This is a genomic window from Stenomitos frigidus ULC18 (assembly GCF_003003795.1).
Taxonomy (GTDB): domain Bacteria; phylum Cyanobacteriota; class Cyanobacteriia; order Leptolyngbyales; family Leptolyngbyaceae; genus Stenomitos; species Stenomitos frigidus_A.
This window is the reverse complement of sequence record NZ_PVWK01000014.1, coordinates 191,569-209,141: the sequence shown is the minus strand read 5'-3', so window position 1 is coordinate 209,141 and position 17,573 is coordinate 191,569. Positions and strand designations below refer to the sequence as shown.

The window sequence follows — 17,573 nt, the reverse complement described above, 5'->3', positions numbered from 1 at the left end:
AAATAATGTTGTACATCAGTAGTGCTAGTACCGCTTGGCATTATAAGCTGCAATTTCAACTTACTACTTGCCTGGACTCCTACGCTGTCGTGAATGTATCGCCTTTGAAGCCTCTGACCCCGCTTGCAGCTCTGTGGTCGGCGTCCCGTGCTCCAAGCTCGGCGTTCCGTGCTCCAAACTCGACGTTCCGTGCTCCAAGCTCGACGTTCCGTGTTCTAAGGTTGGCGTTCCGAGCTTAGAGGCTGACATTCCGTGTTCGGAGGTTGGCGGTTCAAGCTTAGAGGCTGGCGTTTCGAGTTCGGAGGTCAAAGCCGCGTGTTCTGATCGAGGAATTTTCTGTTCCAGGGGCGAAGGTTTGGCTTTTGAGGGTGAAGTTTCGAGGTTGGAGGTTGAATGGTGAGGGATAGAGGGCGAACTGACAAGTCAGCGCTTCGCGATCGCATGGCTTCCTGCAAGAATCGCGCTCTTAAGCCTCACCAGTAGTCTGTAAAACTGTCTCATATAGCCGCTTGCTGACCCGAAACTCTAATTCGTTGATCAGTCGATCGACTAGAGGTTGGACACTGGCGATTAACCCTTGTTGTTTTGCCTCCAATAACACGCCTAATACGCCGATGATGAGGATGCTGTTTTGTCGGGCAATGCTTCTACCGGGTCTTTCGTCGATAATCAAGAGTGATGCGTTGAGTTCCAGAGCCAGCACAATGGCTTCGGCTTTACCCGGATCTAAAACGGCTCGGAGTGCTTCGACCTGGTTTTGGTCTTTTACGGGTTGAACTGTGATCCAGGGGAGCGTTTGTACTTCAAGTGCGCCTGGTACAGCTCTGCCGATGGTTGCCATTTCGTTGTAAACGGCTTGAGGAATGGTAATAGTGTCGTAGAATTGGTGAAGCAGGTCAAGTTGCCCGATGCCTGCCAGATTGGTGATGGGTGAGGTGTTGCTGACGACACTCATAGCCTGCCAAGGGAGCGCAGGGTTTCGACATCTGCCTGAAAGTCGTCAACATCGTAGTTAATCGTCAGTCCTCGGTTGCCCAACTCTCGGCGAAACTCGACTAGATTAAGCCCCAACCACTCACAGGCTTTGCCAGCGCTGATTTTCTCGCGCTTGTAAAGGAGAACGGCAACTTCCAGCTTCAAGTCTGCTTCCGACATTTCGCTGGCTGTCAGGATATCGTCGGGAATGGTGAGATTCATCGGGCTTGCTCCGAGCGCACTGCTAAGGCTTGTCCTAGTCTACAGGTTTCATCCTTAGTTCTTCGGTGAGCCATACAAGTAGTGATCGATGTTTTTGGAAAGGTCGCTGGGTAGCTTTGCCCATTCCTCTCTAGGAACTTGGGCACTAATCTCTTCAACAAACTGGAGAAAGGGTGGAAGACTGGGGGCTTGCTGCGAACTGTCAGGCTGCTCTTCCTTGATTTCGCGCTTTAACCGAACTTTGATGAACAGCAGAAGGTCTAAAACTTCCTGCACAACGAAATCAGGTGTCTGGTCTAGTTCTTGAATGGGCTGTTCTTTGGCGCTTGTCATGATAGTGAAAGTGAAAGGGTTATGCTGATGCTGTTTCAAAGGAGATCTTGAGGTTTGTGGTGGCTGGAAGGGTGTAGTTGAGTTTTTCAAAGCCGATGACTTGTCCGTTGCTATCTTTTATCAAGACCACTTCATCCCCCGTTTCTTCACAGGTGTATTCATCTTGAGGATTGCCAAACCAGACGGTTAAGGTGTTGCCAATTTGATCGTAGTAAACTTTTACTTCTGCCATACGGTTTCTCCTCTATCCGAGATTGTCGGCATTCAATATTCTCTCAAGTTCATTCACTAAAGAGGGGAGTTCATTCAATACGGTGTCCCAAACGATATCTTCATCGACATTTAAGTAATCGTGAACAACTTTGCTTCGCATTCCGACGATCGCTTTCCAGTCTATTTGAGGGTAAGCGGCTCGAAAGTCTGGGGAGACTCTTCGGGCTGCTTCACCAATCACCTGCAATAAATGGGTCAGGGATAGACGCAGAAGTTCATCGTTGTCAAAATTTTCCCTAGTTACACCTTGCACAAACCCGATCGCTTTATTAGCAATATCTACCATGTGTCCAAATAAACCCGATCATCTCTCTGCGACATAGTGAACCTCTGCTTCTGATAGGATGCGATCGCGAATCCGATGATTCAGAAATTTGGGCGTAACAAGATCAATGGGTCGATTTCCCAGGAGGGTTGAAAGTTCTTCTTGAATCCGATGGAGTTTAAGAAAGCCAGGAATATATTCGGGTTGAAATTCGACCAACACATCAATATCGCTATCGGGGCGAAAGTCGTCACGAAGGACAGAGCCAAACAGTGAAAGTTTAGTGATGTGCCAGTGTTGACAGAAGTGAGCGATCGTCTCTTTAGGAATATCAATATTTTGAGTTTTCATAGCTTTTTACCTCTCAACTATCTATAGGTAACTCGGCATCAGTGGAGGAAGAAGAACTGTGCCATGCTTGATAAAAGTCTGGATAGGGAAGTCTGTTGCAGCGAAGAATAACTTCTCTACACCACTTATATAAAGTGTAGTCAGACTCATAAAACCCTTCGACTGTATAATACTTTAAACGTTCGACTACTAAGATTAGAATCTTTTCTGGAAAATTATTCTCAACTAAAACTCTAATTAGAAACTTTGCTGCCCACTTTCGGGTCAACCAATGCTGTATAGTTTGCTTTTTTTGATTTTCAATCCGAAGAGCTTCAATAAGAAGTTTAGAGACACTCATAAGATTACTATATCCAATTCTTCGTGATTCCCAAACCAACTTTGTCAAGACCCAAGTAATTATTCTACATATATCCTCTTTGGCAGGCTCAAAGAGTTTCATAAAATTTATTTCAACCAAGTCTGTATCACTTTCCGAATTTATCTCAAGAAGTCTCTTCAGAATGCCCAGATTGAATAAGTCATTTTTACTTTCAGATAAACTCTCTAAGAGTTGGTTAATCTCAGCAAGCTCCTCAGAATTAAGTTCCGTCCAACTTAAGTCACCTTGACTCTCTTCTAGTTGATCAAGCAGAAATTTTGTATGTTCAAAATGGGTTTCATCAGGAGAAACCCCTTTAATAAAGACATCAGCTACATTAATCTCTAAACACGATCCAGCCTGAACTGTTATTGAATAATCCCTAGGCTTTCTGTGAATTCCAAACTCATTCATTGATATAATTTCTTTTGAAAATCTTTCAGCCTCATATCTGTAAAATCCACCACATTCTTGAAAATCTTCGAGTATATCTAAGAATGAGTGTTTTTCACTTTTATCAATGTCACCTCGTCCTAGCCACAGAACGATTACTTGTCTCCATTGAGGTTCAAAGATAACAGCTTGCTTTAAAAAGTAGTGCCAATCATTAATCGCCAATGCCGCAAAATATTCCTGAAACGTCGGATGAAAGAAAGCATAGACATTTTCGAGTGGGTTTTCTGCTGCAACACCGATACGATTGAGCCAGCCGAGTTGGAGAGCCAGGTAAAACAGAGAATCTTCATCATCGGCAGCATCTAGAAACCGCTTGACAAATTTCTCTTGTAGACGAAAGCGGGAACTTTCTTGATCAATGGCTGCTTTTGCCAGCTCTCCTAAAGCACGGTTCAATTCCTCGCGCTTCGTCACACTCAACTTTAATGGAACCTTACCTTTGTTCCATTCATAAAACGCATTCACAAACCACTCATACAGTCCAGCTTGCGTTTCTGGGAGTTCGCCTTCCTGCAATTGCCAGCTATAGCAAAGCAACGTCAACCGCAATGGGTTCTTCACCATATCCCGAATCCGTTCTTTGCCTGGTTGCTCCAACGCCACCTTCAGTTTTTGCTGCAATGCTGGTTCAGTTGCAAACCATTGATTAATAAACTGATGCACTTCGCTGGGATATTCAAAATCCAGATTGCGGTATACATCGAAACCATCAAGCGCATTCTTTCCTGCATCCCACACATTTAAGCGACAGGTCAGAACCACGCGGACATTTCCCAACCATCCTTCACGCATCTGAGTAGCAATCTGGTAAAGCGCATCTGAGATTGCCATTTCATCCACACCATCCAGCAACAACCAGACCTTTCCAGTTTTCAGCAGTTGCCCCAGATCATCTCGATGCGCTTGTGAAACGTCTAGCTCCTCAATGGCTGTTTGCAGCCAGTCACTCAGTAAATAGTCCCTCAGTTTTTTTGCACCCACTGCTGCCAATGGAATCCAAATGGGAGTTCCATCCGTTTCTGTTAGAATCCAATCCGCTATCTTCTGAAGCTGTGTTGTTTTTCCCGCTCCAGGTTCACCAATAATGGCAATACGGCTTCCCTGGCTATGCTTGCTTTGCCCTTGTCGCAATACTTGTTCAAAAAAGTCATTCTGGCTAATGGGTGTGACCTTCTCCTCATAGAGTTCCGAACCCTGCTCTGCTGGAAACCCATCATGAGAGCGGTGTTTTGGCTTTTTTTGCCTCTCCACCAATCCTAACGGTACAAAGACCTCATCCAGTTGAAAACGAACGCCATTCGGCTTGGTTAGGACATTGGTTGTTAGTCCCTTCCAGTGGTTCAGTAACTCTCGACAAGTTTCTCGCCAGTTAATGCTCTGCTCTAGGCTGTCAGCAAGTAATGATGGAAGCCTTTGATCTCCACCAAAATTTGCTTCTAAAATTTCTTGAACTCTAAGCGCCCGATCGATTGGGAAATTAGAAACTTCTTTAAGTATTTTGCGATGATCCCAAATATCTTTTTGAGAATCAAAGCCGAACTTGTTTTGAATAATTCCTTGAATCGCTGTTTCTGAATAAGAATCCTGTTTCTTCTTCAGAATATAAATAATCAGCCGATTATATTTTAAGTGCTGGTTATGCTTAGTAAATTGCTCCAGAGTATGTTTGACCTTTGTAAGATCAGGAGTCGCTGTGACTTGAACAGAGATTCCCGCTACCTTGTCAGCTAAATCAATACCAGGATAGTTATTATTGTCCTCAGCATAATTGATATTTTCTAAGCTCCAACCATACACCTCGTTGAGTAAAGGTATCAATATTGTTTCGGCAGCTTTGTTTAAGTCTGTTCTGCTCATTGCTGCTTCCATCTCGATTTGCGCTACAAAACGAGACATTAGCTCCTGAATTCGATTCTGAGCATTTACTAACTTCACTAACTACCTCAAGTGCAAATATTTTCTTGAAGATTACTTTTCCTGGACGTGGGCAGCAGTCTTTTGCTGTTCACACCGAGTATTTTAGCTATTTCAAGGAGCGATCGCCCTCCGACCCTCGCCTTTTAACCTCTGATCGCGGAACTCCGACCTCAGAACTCGAAGCTCCAGGCTCAGAACACGAAACTCCGACCTCAGACCTCCAAGCTCCGACCTTTTTACTCCAAAATTAAAGCTCAGAACCCGGAACGTCGAGCTTTTTGCTCCAATGTCCAGGCTCCGAGCTTCAACCGTCAGCCTCCGAAGTCAAATCGTCAGGCTTTGAGCTACAGTGTTGCCTCTTGTGGCTGCGTCGTTCCTTCTGTAACCTTCACCTTCCGAGGTTTCCGGGCAAACTGTTGCCAAACATACTTTAGACGCAGACAGCGGCACGCCAGCGGCTAGAGTATGTTTAATCTCCCCTACTACCACATCTAACCCCGCGCCCTGTCCACTCGCCTTCGCATAGTTATACACCTGCAACGCTGCCGCATACGCTACTGCTAACGCAACGCTTCGCGAACACTCCCCGCTGCCAGACAGGTATCATCCACCAATTCCTGTAGCTGCGTCAGTGCCACCACGATCGGAGACATCGCCTCAAACATAAACACATTCGGCAACAAATCCTCTAAGTCCAAATTAAATAAGGTTGCCGAATGTGTTTACAGCACATCCTTCCGCAACTCCTCCAGGTTAAATGACCTCGGCAAAAAGTTCGGGTTCTGCGTCGCCACCTCCAGCGCCTTACTCACAAACGCCCGACTCTTATCGCCCATCTTGGGTAACGCCTTCCGGTCATCTGCGGTCAAATCGATCAAAAACGGCAGCTTTTCTTTAATGGTTGCGATCGCTGCCATCACCGTTTCCCGGTCTTTCGAGTCCAGCGTCGCACTAATTGGAGACATAGACATAGCAGATTTCTCCCTGGGAGATTTACCAGCCTAGAGTGCCCCAGCAAAAATGAACACTCAACACGGTCAAACTCATCCCAGAAGCGATCACTGCCACGGTTTCACGACGAGACAGCTAAGGGCGATCGCTCGTTTACCGCTACAGATTCAACTTCTTTCGCATCACTTCGCTGGCAGCTTCATAATCTGCGCCAATCAGATAGGAAAAGTGATAGTAACTGGCAAGGTAGAAATCACAACCAAACTTCTGATAGCGATCGGCGACTGCTAGAAACCCATACCTCGCCGACCATTCGTCGTTGAAGTAGGACTCATGAAACGAATCGTGCAGAAACAGCGTCAGCGTTTGATGATTCACCCCTGGAATGAGACGAATGAGTTCAATGTTTGGATGATGGGAACGGGACACTGGCAGCAACACATCAAACCCATCAAACGTCAAAAAATCCGCTAAATCCGCTTCGGTTGACTCGTAGTAAGGTGAAGGGTTTTTCGGTAAGGCAACGAAGTATCGCCAAGACAGAAAGAACTCATGCTTGGCATCAAAACCTGGATCAATATCCAGTCGCCAGCGATCCTCTTGACAGAGGTCTTCTATCACTCCACCTGGAAGATCTTGTAACTTAAAAATAAAGTTGTACACCTAAAATGCCCTAAAGGGTTAAAATTAGCATTCTTGGAACAAGAGTGTAGAGTAATAAAGTTTTACACTATCAATGTGGGTTCCGAGTTTTGTACTTCAATCCAAGGAAAATAAAGTTGTACACTATGAATTGAGCTTATTCCTGATGAATCACCGACACCGATAGCACTACACAATGGTTTTAAGACCAGGCGTTGTGGAAACGACAAATGCAGGATGTAGCAAAGCACACTATAAGAATTTTGGAAGCGGTAGGGAATTCGCGCCATGCTGCTTGATCGTGTCCTTCAATCTCGACAGGGAATTATTTTAAGCTACAACAGGGAGAAATTCTGATGACGGCGAACCGAATTACAACCACGGATGCCACAGGCTTGAGCAATTTGCTACTCTGATACAGAGTCAGCAACTCCAGGTGATTAGATAAGACCGCTAACAAGGGGAACAGATTTAGCAATTGTTGAGCTATTTATCCCATATAAGCTCTTGGCAATGGGGGAAGGAACAGTAGCCAAATAATGTGAAAATTCCACAATGTTATTGTGGGGTGTCTATTTTGGCTATTAGGCCTTGTTACCAGATGCTACAAGGTCGAGCGCGTTGAGCTAGCAGATCCCCCCTCTTTCGAAAGATTTTGCATATCCTGAACAAAACTACTACTTACCCTTTGAATAACTTGTTCGGTATCTCGAACCAAATTCTTAAAAGTCTCTGTATCATTTTCTGCACCTGAAGATTCCCAGGCAAGGAGGTTGCGGTAAAGGAGGTCTGCAGCTTGATTGTAGTTGATTAAGGTTGGCTCCATCCTAATCAATTCCAAGTAGCTGGTGACTGTACCGACTAAAGTACTGGATACTGCCACCCATGCTTGCGAGCTAGGAATTGTTGCCAGGAAAGTGCTAACTCCTCCAAGGATATAAATAATCCATCGAAGAATCTCCAGTTGAATCGACAAACCTTTTGCCTCCGAGCGGTAGAACTTGAATTGCTGCTCAATTCGTTTTGATTTATACATTTTGGGGCATAAGAAGGGTGCTTTGGAATTTGGTTGGATCTCCAAAGAAGATAATTCAGGAAGCTGAGTATTAACTTTTAGAGGTGATTCAGAACTCTTGGAATCATCTTTTGGAGGTGATTCAGAACTCTTGGAATCATCTTCAGGAAAATCTCCTTCCGAAGAAGTATTATTTTTGTGTTTAGAACGATCGCTATCGTCTCCTTCAAAAGGGCGAAAGGAAGTTTTGTGTACGGGAGTTCCATTGAAGCTATCTTGGATGATTTTAACTTGTTCGATTAACTTCCTGATTGAATCCTTTAAATCTGTTGGGTCTTTGTCTTTATCTTTTCCAGTCTGAGTTAAGAAATAATAAATTTCACTTTTGAGGGTTTCAGACGCACCTTTCAATAAAAGCCAATTAGAGCTTTTATCAAGCTTGATTGAGCCTGCAATTAGAATACTGGTTGTAATCGGAACAATAATCAGACAATATCTGGCGATTTCAGATATCAGATTTGAAGATGTTAGACCTGGAGGTTGAGAGATTACCACGGGGGAATTAGTGGTAGTTTGAGCGGTGCCTACCGAATTATTTGTCAGATTTGGAGATGTAAGACCTGGAGGTTGAGAGATTACCACGGGGGAATTAGTGGTAGTTTGAGCGGTGCCTACCGAATTATTTGTCAGATTTGGAGATGTAAGACCTGGAGGTTTAGAGATTACCACGGGGGGTAGCCATGTTACACTAGCGACTGCAAGAAGAGAGGCTAATGTCGTTAAAGTTAGAATTAGTATCCTTAATCCAAGAAACCATCTTTTTGCCTTGACGGCGTTTTTCTCATAAGTTTGTTGAAGCTGATATATCTTTTTTAGGAACTCCTTTAATGAATTTTCAGATAGATCTGAAGAGGTTTTTGCAGGGGGGGTATTCGTTGTATCCCCTGTTAATGAGGGGATGGATGAACCTTTTTGGGGAATGTCCGAGCTTTGCATGAGACTATGAACCTCGTCTTAGGAATTAGTGATACTTTGAGGGGTGCCTACCGAATCATTTACCTGCGGACTGTCAGAATTGACGTTATTAGTATTCAGAGGCGGACTGGCTTCAGGGGTGTCAGCTTCGCTGAGGGCTTCTTCCAGTACCTGAATGGCACCGCTGATGCGGAGGAGGGTGTCCCGCAGGTTGGATTGCTGGGCTTCCAGATCTGCCAGCATTTTTTGTCCGGCTGCGTATTCAGATTTGAGAGAGTTGAGGCGTTGTTGGAGTTTGTCTTGCATGATTTGAGAGGAAGAATTTTGGAGGGGAGGGGGTGGATATTGCTTAAGCTGGGTCTACGATACCTGTGTTTGTTGGGTTTCGTGCATCAGCCCAACCTACGGTCATGCAGCGATCGCACTTACTCAATTATTAAGATAAGCATTCTTCCTTGTGTTTATCAGCTTGGAGCCAAATCACATCAACCTTTTCCTGAAGTTGTTTGATGGACTCTTGCTGCAACTGAATGACTTTTGTTAAGACCGGGATTACTTCAAAAGGAGATAAGGATTGACGATCTTGACTAGCTAAGTTGTCAGGCATTTCTTCTGCAATAAACCCTAAAATTTGCCGAAAAGCCCTTTCCCCTTTGTAATCGTATTTTACAGATCTCAAGCCGATCAAGGTTTGGATAGCTTCATCACTGGACAAAGACAAAATATTTTCTTTTAATGTGCGGGAGCAAGCCATTTCAAGTTTGAATTCTGAGTCAGGCGTTTTATCAGCCGAACTACCTATTGTGTCGCTATCACCACAAATTATATATTTATTTTTATTTGCAGTTTTAATCAGAATTTTACCTCCAGTGCTAATACTCTCAACTTTAACTTCGCCGTTATTTTTTACAGTAACAGCTGAGCCAATTTCCACATCGGCTGATGGACTGATCAAAAGTTTACCACCACCAGTATTTTCAATAATGGTCGATGAGTCTCCACCTGATTTTGGACGGACAATAAAATTTGAACCATTATGCTCACACTTGAGGCTTGTGGTTTTTCCACCTCCAGTATTCACCTCCAATTTTGCTGCTGGGTTTGTTGTACCGATTCCTACATTACCGCTTTCAACGATCAATCCATTCAGCTGGATTCCTGTATAAGAAGAGGTGGGAACAATTGGCTTAATATGAACAGCGCTGAGAGTTTGGTTGCTGGCAGTTGCAGTTAAAGATGGTTGTATGGTTGCCTTTCCAAGTAGAGTGCTTTCTCCGTTAACACTCAGTGTTCCATCTACTAAAAGATTTTTATCCCCTGGGTCTGAATCTCCTCCGACATGCAATCCTCCATTGATGGCAAGCTTGGCTGCTGGACTGGTTGTGCCAATTCCCACATTGCCAGTAACGCTCAAACTGCCTGTGAGGATGGCGCGATCGCTGGCTCCATCCTGCGACCTTAACGTTACGCCTTTGCCATCCTTTGCTGGTAGTTTTAGACCAGAATATTGACGGAGATCGGTTTGACCGACTGTAAAACCATCACTAGAAGCATTCAAAACAGCCAGAAAAACTGAAGGGACTTCGGGCTTATTCTGGGAAGGTAGCAGTTGAATTTCGGGGCGTTCGTAAAATCGAGTATTTTTATCTTTTTCAAGAGCTTCCTCTGTTTGGGGATCAGACTCAACCTTTCTCCAAGTAATCCATAAATTGTAGGATTGGGTGCGAGAAAATTTTGAAATATCCGATAAATCAATCACAAATCGATTGGAAGATTGTAATAGGTTTTCTCTAAACATTGCTTCACTACGCAACAGGATCTGTTGCCCCTGGTCGTCAATGGCTGCCCCTGGCGTAATTGTTAGTTGAGTATTGCTGCCAACTGTTACATCTAAACCTTCCAAAATTCCAGAAATCTGCAAAAACTTGCTGATGCGACGCTGGCGATCGATATGATACTCCTGCTCACTCACAAAGTCATCAACATTCAGGTACTGACCATCAAAATAGCGAGGTCGTTTTGCAATGGATTGTTTGTCTTCTGGCATGATAAGTGACTCCAGTTTAAGCAAGTAGAAAAAAGACTTCAGGATTATCGAGGGGTTGGGGAAATCGTGATAGAACTTTAAGATTTTGGTTTCTGATCAGTTGTACCCAAAATAGTTCTGTTGTGATGCTCTTTATGGCTTTCAGGGTCAGGACTTTTAAAAAGCTTCAACCTTCGATTTGGAATTTCTGCCTCACTCACACCTTCTTTTTTGAGCATTTCTTTGAGCATTTCTTCTGAAACCAACCGTATGCTGGGCAACAGAATTCGCAGAGAATAGACTGTATAAGCAGGCTTTTCCTGCTCGATAATGGCACGGGCAATGGTTTCCTTGCGGTCATATTCAGCTAAATCTTGATTATCAACGCGGAGTTGTACCTGAAAGTAATAAGGAATTTGATCAAACTCAAAAATTTCCACATATTCTATGGATGACTTGTCGCTCGGTTCTACCTGTCTTTGCAGATAAATCTGGAGTATTTTCTTCAGTGCCTCTGTTGTACCCCGCCGCTGGTAAAGCGGTACGATACTTTGAATAAAATCGCGTTTTACTTTTTCGTTCCAGTCGTCGCGCAGGCTGAGAGCAACCCAACCCGCCAACCAGGGCAAAAACTCTGTCGGGGTCGTAGCTGGTGCAAACTTGGTGTGGATGTCAGTTAAGGTTTGCTCAAATCCATTCGGATATGCTTGCTTATCACCGCTTAGAATTGCCTCAAACGCTTGGAGAAACTGTCCCAGAAATGGATCTTCCTGCAGTACGGCTGGTAGATAGTCGAGATAGTTGCTGACAGGGATGTTAGAGGTTGAAGTCATGATTTCCCCTCTACAGAAGTGATATTACTCTTCTGTTCAAACTGCACCAGTTGATGGGGAAGCAACGAAATGGATTCCTCCCCATTATTAATCCGCAAGTCTTGCACGTAGTCAACACCTTCAACCTGATCAAGTTGCTGATAAATCTCAGAGATATACACTGATCGACCGAAGGGCCATCCCTGCTGATCTTTACCACTCGATAGAGGATGGAAAAACTGGGCTAATTGATTGATACATATGGTTTTGACTTGATCAAATACCCGACCTGGTTCTAAATGCAATTTAGCAGAAACAGAAATCTGAACATAGTCAGGATAAACAACATGATGTTTTGTACCTAACAGTCGGCGATCATCAAGAAATTTGAAAATTTCATCTTTAAATGTTTGATCGGGGACAACGAAGGGATTTTGAGCGCCTTGAGGCATTACTACCAGGCTGATGTGACCTGTATCGGTAGGTTTGTGACCCGTAACTGGCTCAGTAGGTTGCGGCTTTACAGTCAAATTGCTGTTTGCAAATGCTTTGACTCGGTTAACCTTAACATTGAAGTTTTCCATGACCAGAATTTCATAATCCCGTGCAGTAACGGCTCGATAACGTTGTCTCAGTGTGAGGATTGCCTCTTGGGTAGCCTTCTGTAAAGCCTGAGGATCAACACTTTCTCCATTCTGCTTGGCGCTAAATTTTGCATCACCCTTAAGCAGTTGAAGAAACACCTCGTAGGATTTGTCAGGCACCTGATTGACCTGATACAGCAGCAGGTCAGTTAACCAGGCGAACAACTCCAGCAGGATGATGCCTGTATCGGAAGGGTTATGGTCCGTCCATTCCGAGCACTCGCTGGGGATCAGCGATCGCGCCATTTCCACCAGATCGGCGTAGTCATGATCATCAAGATTCGGTAATGGGAGGGGCATAGGAGGAGGGAATTAGGAATTAGGAATTAAGGGGTTAAGGTTGATTGGGCGGTGAGTCAATGGTGATACTGTGAGTGCCGGAATAGATGAGGAATGAGTCTTCTTCTTCTGTTTTGGATATCTGAAGCTCCGTCACATGGCTGACTCCTTGTTGTCGTTGAATCAGGGCGTAAATATCAGACTTCTGGGGAAACCGTCCAAAGGGCCAGCCTCGTTTTTGGGGACCTCCCGTGAGGGGGTGTAGAAAGGCAGTGAGGGAGGCTTCCACCTTCGCGTTTAACCAATTCGTTGCTTCAAGAGACACCGGGAAGACTTTGGCAGTGACAGTGACTTGTACCCAGGGTGGTTCCATGACTTCTAAGGTGAGTGTTGGGCTGCTGCGATCGCTTAAATAGCGTTTGACCTGTTCCACCAGAGCCAAACTGGGGGTGGGCTGCTGGACCGGGCTATTAGGAACGATGAACACAGTTACCTGGTCTGCCCGATTTAAAGCCTGCTCCAATCCAGGCAATTCTTGAAGTAAATCACTTTTCTTGCTCTCCTTCATTGAAGGTGAAATCCAAGTTTTTGTTAAATTAGTTGGCTTCAATTCAGGAGGAGGGAGGACTTTCACACGGGCTACTTCACTGGAAGCCGCGTAGGCCAAATCTTCAATATCCTGCCAGGTGACGGCGCGATCGCCATGCCGCAGTTGCTTCGGGCCTGACTCCTGTACCGCTGCGATGGATTCCACATCGGCTCCACCGCTGGCAGGTTCGTGGTTGATGACCCGATCGATATAGGGCACCGTCGTTTTCAGGTCCGTCAGGGTTTCCGCTGCTCGATTGCCCTGACTGCCCCCACCCGATTTGTAGCAAGCCATGCGGATGTTGTTGCGACCTACGGGTGGTGGCAACCCCTGCCCCTCACCACCAAAACGAATTTCACCCGTCATCCGATCCAGGGTATAGTGGCGATCGCGACTGCCAGACCCGTAAAAGTCACTTACTTCGTGCCAGCGTACCCAAATCTCTTCCGGTTGCCCGGAAGCATCCTTAGGAATGGCGATCGCGTCCTCTCCCTCCAGTTTTTTGATCTCCTTCAGTTCCTCGGCGGATGGCAGTTCCGGCTCTCGCACCAGTAGCTGTTGCCCTGGCAATACCGGAGTGTATAGCGTATGCAGCATCAAATTGGGATCGCCCGTACCACTGCCCAGAATTTCGTCCTGGTGGGTAGTTGCCTGAATCGCCCACACTGTATTGGTTAACACCCGCTGCAATCGAGGCTGAATCTGGAAACCTCCTTCCAGCAGTCGCAACCGCAGCCAGTAGCCCGATTGCCCGAACAATGTCTGAGACGCAAAATCGGCAGGACCAATAAACTGCACCATACCTCGTTGACTCAGGTTTTGGGTGCCATCCTGAACCGTGAGCGATCGCCAACCTTCAGCAACGCTATACTCCCATTGCAGTTTGGCAGGGGTTTTAGGAGCAGTAGACTTTTGCAAAGCGCCTGGTTCAGGAGCAGCGATTTGCAGGTAGAGGGCGATGGTTTGATTGGGGAAGGGGCGATCGAAGCCTAGATAAAAGCCCGTATCTGAAGATTGAATTTGAGGGTCATGGTGAATAAAAACCTCAGAAGATAATTCTTTCAGTACAGCTTTGGAAGCAATGTTCAATTCACCCCGACTAAACTTGACAGATTTTAGACTGGGAAGAGAATATCCTGTACCAGTTACTTTTTCAAGAGTCGTCGTCGTTTTGTTGCTGCTTGTCGTACTTGTTGCTTGATAACTAGGTTCACTACCATAGCTGCCAGATACAAATCTCGCTCGTAACCAATAATTGTCTTTGCTGTTCACCTCTACTGAGGCAATCTTTTCAGGTAACGAAAGCTGTTTTGGTCCGTTCCATTCCTCCAGTTGAGTATCTGCGTTTTTGGACTCATCCAACAGTTTTCTCCAATCAGTACCATCCCACATTTCCCACCTAATCGTTCGTCCAGTAGAAGAAATAGAGTTACTTGCAGTCGCTTGTAAGGTAAGGGTTATATTTTGGTTGGGGGGATTTAAACAGGCGTGACTTGCCACATAGAAAGTGTCACCAATCTGCGGGGTTTGACCCAATGGAAAGAAGTCTTGACTCACATCAATTGCTTCAGTGTTGAAAAACGCCTGGTCGGGATCCACCGGACCGATGGGTGCCCATATCAGCTTTATTCCACCGAGTTTTTGGAAAGTTTTATCAGGTTCCGGCACATTTTTAGGTGCAATTCCTCGTAACCATTGAGACTCTATCTGTTCAATCAATTTTGACTGGGGAGGTTGCCAGTGCTCCGGTTCGGAGACCGTCAGTTTGAGCCGATTGCTCTCAAGATTGGAGTGTAGCGCCTGCCAATTCTTTCCGTTCCAATAGCTCCAGTCCCATGTCATAAAGCTGTCTGCATTGGAGGGCGGGGAGAACGCTAAAATGATTGCTTGCGAATCTTCCGTTGTCAGACGATCAGCAGCAATGTAGATGGTATTGGATGATTCGATGGTAAAGACTGGAAAATCGTTGACAGTCCAAGTGACATTCGAAAAATAGTTGCAATACTGATGGTCTTGACATGCGATCGCGGCTTTTATTTGCGATCGCACGACCACCAGATCCTGCTCTGTTTCAAACAAAACTTCCTCTGTTTCGCCCGCTTGGGGTGGGGCTGCAATCTGGGTATGAGCCGGAATCAGGGCATCGACGGGGCTGTCGTCTACCAGATAGGCTGTCAGGGGTACACGAGCAGGTCGGGGGGGCTGCTGTTTTGCACCAATCAGGTTAAGGAATGCCAGGAAGTGCTTTTCAGGGACACGGTTGAGGCGATCAGTGACCATCATCGCCATCCGCCCAAAAATGCGAATCAGGGCACGACCAGGATCAGTACTGCCGTCCGCAGCTCTCCACTGGCTAAACTTTTGGGCCAGCTTTTCAGTCTCGTCTACTAGCTCAGCATAAGTCCGGGGATCGATTTTGGGGGGCTTAAGAGTCATGGAACACAGACTAATTCAAATAGAAGGGATAAACGAGGTTAAAGCGGTTGTTGGTAGTACGGACTAAATAGCGAATGTCAATCAGTAATTGATTGGGTTTATCTGCGTCGGGAACTGCCGTCACATCCAGTACATCAATGCGAGGTTCCCATTGGATTAATGACTCCTGCACAGCACTAATTACCTGACCGATCGCTGTTGCACTATTGGTCGAAAACACCAGATCATGCAGACTACAGCCGAAATCAGGACGCATCAATCGTTCGCCTCTGGCTGTGCTTAAGATCATGTGGATCGATTGGCGCACAGCTTCCTCATATTTAGCAGGCTTAATTTGACCTTTATCAAGCTTGACAGGAGAAGTCCAGCCAACCCCTAAAAAATTGCCATCCATTGGTTACTTCACCTCCATTTGACTGGCTTTAAAATTGACCTGACTACCCTGGGCATCAATATCCACTCCCTTACCTGAAAGAGTCAGTTTGCCTTTTGCCTGGATCGTGATTTCCCCCTCGGTTTCGATGACCAGACTGTTATCTTTGCTGATGATGGTGATGCGGTTTTTGCCAGTGCGATCGCGAATCTCGACTCGCTCTGAACCTTCCGTGTCATCCAGTATAATTTTGTGACCACTACGAGACACCAGTTGGCGCTGGCTGACTGCGGCTTGGGGAGGCATTGCACTGGCACTCCAGAGAGCACCTAATACATAGGGTCGCTGGGGATCCCCTTGTTCAAACCCGACTAACACCTCATCATTTACTTGAGGGAAGCAATAAAACCCCTGCCCATTGCCAGCCATAGGGGTAAGCATTCGGACCCAATCGCTCTCATCGTCCATTGACAACAATGGCAACTTCACCTTGACTCGCCCCAGCTTTTTGGGATCCTGAACGTTCGTGACGATCGCAATGGTGACCCCATTGATGCGATCGCTGGCTTCCACAGGTGCTAGTAAACTCACCAAATCTCCTAATGGCATCAGGTCGCATTCCTCCTTACACTGAAATGGGTACGATATCCTTCTCCAACGGCGTAGCGATGGTTCGTGGCAGTCACGTAATAATTGCCACTGAATCGCTTGCCCAGTCCTTGAATTTCAATCACTCGCCCGACTCGCAGGGCTGTGTTGCCCTGGCAGGAACCTTCCCCCGTGATATAGTCCAGAGCCATGCGATTGATTTGCCCTTCAGCGATCGCCTGGGCTTCTTGAGAGGTGGTGATTGGCTGGTCAATAATGGCATAAGCAGTTTTACCAAATTCTCGATTGGTGGTACTGATGCCACTGGTTCTGCCCATATTCACCACGTTGTAATCATTGGCTTTACCCACCACAGTTGGCTTTTTCTGCTGAGCATCCCAACCGCGCACTTCCACTTCATTGACCTGTCCCAGCGTACTCAACCGTGGGGAGAATTCCAGCAAATCCTTGCGGTCCAGGGTCAGCACAGCTTTGCCTTGGGGCTTTAACGGGCGAAATATCAGTGTGGTGCCTTCCACCAGAGTTTCATAACCGATTCGGGAAGCGCGATCGCGAATAAACGCCAGATCGGTCTGGTTTCGTTGCAATACATAGTCCAATGGTTCCGGAGTACGGCTGGCTTTTACCGTCAGTTTGGCATCTCTAGCAACCTGCGCCACAATATCGCTGTCTCGCATGTGACTGAAGGTGCGCGTTCTGGTGCCCCGCATCAAGCGGTGACTAAAATCATGCCCCCGCACAACCAACCGGGGAGCCTGTTCTGAAGAAAACTCCGGTTCTAACCCAGTAATTTCCCCGACCATAACCACTTCTGTCTGGTTGCCATAGCCAAACTTAATCTTGACCTCATTACCCAATTCAAACTGAGCATCATCAGACCAGGTTATTGCCTGAGATTTAAGATCCCAGTTATTTAGCTCCAGAGTAAACATACCCAATGCATCAATATCTTCAGAAACTTCCACGGCTAATACGCTCGCGTCAGCCTCTGGTTTGAGCGGGCGATCGCCAATCAAAACCTCGGCTTTTGGGGCTAACTCATCAAACCCTGAGTTAAGGGATGGCATAG

19 protein-coding genes are annotated in these 17,573 nt (G+C 46.0%); all 19 read right to left on the bottom strand.

The annotated features are described in order from the left end of the window. Window positions 1-466 precede the first annotated feature (466 nt). The 19 genes from C7B82_RS02935 to C7B82_RS02850 all read right to left on the bottom strand — a co-directional run bounded on the left by C7B82_RS02935 (window position 467) and on the right by C7B82_RS02850 (window position 17,571). Window positions 467-955 (bottom strand): PIN domain-containing protein, encoded by a 489-nt coding sequence (locus C7B82_RS02935; RefSeq protein WP_106254802.1) that lies wholly within the window; start codon window positions 953-955, stop codon window positions 467-469. Continuing rightward, complete coding sequence (locus tag C7B82_RS02930) at window positions 952-1,197, bottom strand: UPF0175 family protein (RefSeq protein ID WP_106254801.1); 246 nt, start codon at window positions 1,195-1,197, stop codon at window positions 952-954. Before C7B82_RS02930 ends, C7B82_RS02935 begins: the two co-directional genes overlap by 4 nt. Before the next feature lie 54 nt (window positions 1,198-1,251). After that, a complete protein-coding gene (locus C7B82_RS02925; protein WP_106254800.1) occupies window positions 1,252-1,530 on the bottom strand; it encodes a hypothetical protein in 279 nt (92 codons plus the stop codon). 19 nt (window positions 1,531-1,549) lie between these two features. Beyond that, complete coding sequence (locus C7B82_RS02920; protein WP_106254799.1) at window positions 1,550-1,762, bottom strand: DUF2283 domain-containing protein; 213 nt, start codon at window positions 1,760-1,762, stop codon at window positions 1,550-1,552. A 12-nt stretch (window positions 1,763-1,774) separates the two neighbouring features. Further along, the gene (locus C7B82_RS02915) at window positions 1,775-2,089 is read right to left on the bottom strand and encodes a HepT-like ribonuclease domain-containing protein (RefSeq protein WP_106254798.1); all 315 of its coding nucleotides are present in this window, start codon (window positions 2,087-2,089) and stop codon (window positions 1,775-1,777) included. An 18-nt stretch (window positions 2,090-2,107) separates the two neighbouring features. Beyond that, window positions 2,108-2,419 (bottom strand): nucleotidyltransferase family protein, encoded by a 312-nt coding sequence (locus tag C7B82_RS02910; RefSeq protein WP_219903946.1) that lies wholly within the window; start codon window positions 2,417-2,419, stop codon window positions 2,108-2,110. A 13-nt stretch (window positions 2,420-2,432) separates the two neighbouring features. Next, entirely contained in the window at window positions 2,433-5,171 is a 2,739-nt protein-coding gene (locus tag C7B82_RS02905; RefSeq protein WP_281258912.1) for an SMEK domain-containing protein, read from the bottom strand. Between the two features lie 542 nt (window positions 5,172-5,713). Continuing rightward, complete coding sequence (locus C7B82_RS34950; RefSeq protein ID WP_219903936.1) at window positions 5,714-5,851, bottom strand: hypothetical protein; 138 nt, start codon at window positions 5,849-5,851, stop codon at window positions 5,714-5,716. Between the two features lie 24 nt (window positions 5,852-5,875). Continuing rightward, on the bottom strand, window positions 5,876-6,124 hold the full coding sequence (locus C7B82_RS34945; RefSeq protein ID WP_219903934.1) for a hypothetical protein: 249 nt from the start codon (window positions 6,122-6,124) through the stop codon (window positions 5,876-5,878). Between the two features lie 139 nt (window positions 6,125-6,263). Then, entirely contained in the window at window positions 6,264-6,767 is a 504-nt protein-coding gene (locus tag C7B82_RS02895; protein WP_245939702.1) for a hypothetical protein, read from the bottom strand. Window positions 6,768-7,350: 583 nt separating this feature from the next. Then, window positions 7,351-8,757: an SLATT domain-containing protein gene (locus tag C7B82_RS02890; RefSeq protein ID WP_146141034.1), complete on the bottom strand. Its 1,407-nt coding sequence runs from the start codon at window positions 8,755-8,757 to the stop codon at window positions 7,351-7,353. An 18-nt stretch (window positions 8,758-8,775) separates the two neighbouring features. After that, window positions 8,776-9,042 carry a hypothetical protein gene (locus C7B82_RS02885; protein ID WP_106254795.1) on the bottom strand — a complete coding sequence of 89 codons (267 nt, stop codon included), beginning with the start codon at window positions 9,040-9,042 and terminating at the stop codon, window positions 8,776-8,778. Between the two features lie 130 nt (window positions 9,043-9,172). Next, window positions 9,173-10,783 carry a tail fiber domain-containing protein gene (locus tag C7B82_RS02880; RefSeq protein ID WP_106254794.1) on the bottom strand — a complete coding sequence of 537 codons (1,611 nt, stop codon included), beginning with the start codon at window positions 10,781-10,783 and terminating at the stop codon, window positions 9,173-9,175. A 77-nt stretch (window positions 10,784-10,860) separates the two neighbouring features. Next, the gene (locus C7B82_RS02875) at window positions 10,861-11,595 is read right to left on the bottom strand and encodes a phage tail protein I (RefSeq protein WP_106254793.1); all 735 of its coding nucleotides are present in this window, start codon (window positions 11,593-11,595) and stop codon (window positions 10,861-10,863) included. Beyond that, window positions 11,592-12,470 (bottom strand): baseplate J/gp47 family protein, encoded by an 879-nt coding sequence (locus C7B82_RS02870; RefSeq protein WP_219903932.1) that lies wholly within the window; start codon window positions 12,468-12,470, stop codon window positions 11,592-11,594. Before C7B82_RS02870 ends, C7B82_RS02875 begins: the two co-directional genes overlap by 4 nt. 82 nt (window positions 12,471-12,552) lie before the next feature. Continuing rightward, the gene (locus C7B82_RS02865; RefSeq protein WP_106254791.1) at window positions 12,553-15,522 is read right to left on the bottom strand and encodes a putative baseplate assembly protein; all 2,970 of its coding nucleotides are present in this window, start codon (window positions 15,520-15,522) and stop codon (window positions 12,553-12,555) included. Window positions 15,523-15,532: 10 nt separating this feature from the next. Continuing rightward, window positions 15,533-15,916: a GPW/gp25 family protein gene (locus C7B82_RS02860; RefSeq protein ID WP_106254790.1), complete on the bottom strand. Its 384-nt coding sequence runs from the start codon at window positions 15,914-15,916 to the stop codon at window positions 15,533-15,535. Between the two features lie 3 nt (window positions 15,917-15,919). Continuing rightward, the gene (locus C7B82_RS02855) at window positions 15,920-16,504 is read right to left on the bottom strand and encodes a phage baseplate assembly protein V (RefSeq protein ID WP_106254789.1); all 585 of its coding nucleotides are present in this window, start codon (window positions 16,502-16,504) and stop codon (window positions 15,920-15,922) included. Continuing rightward, complete coding sequence (locus C7B82_RS02850; protein WP_106254788.1) at window positions 16,504-17,571, bottom strand: phage late control D family protein; 1,068 nt, start codon at window positions 17,569-17,571, stop codon at window positions 16,504-16,506. Before C7B82_RS02850 ends, C7B82_RS02855 begins: the two co-directional genes overlap by 1 nt. Window positions 17,572-17,573: the final 2 nt, after the last annotated feature.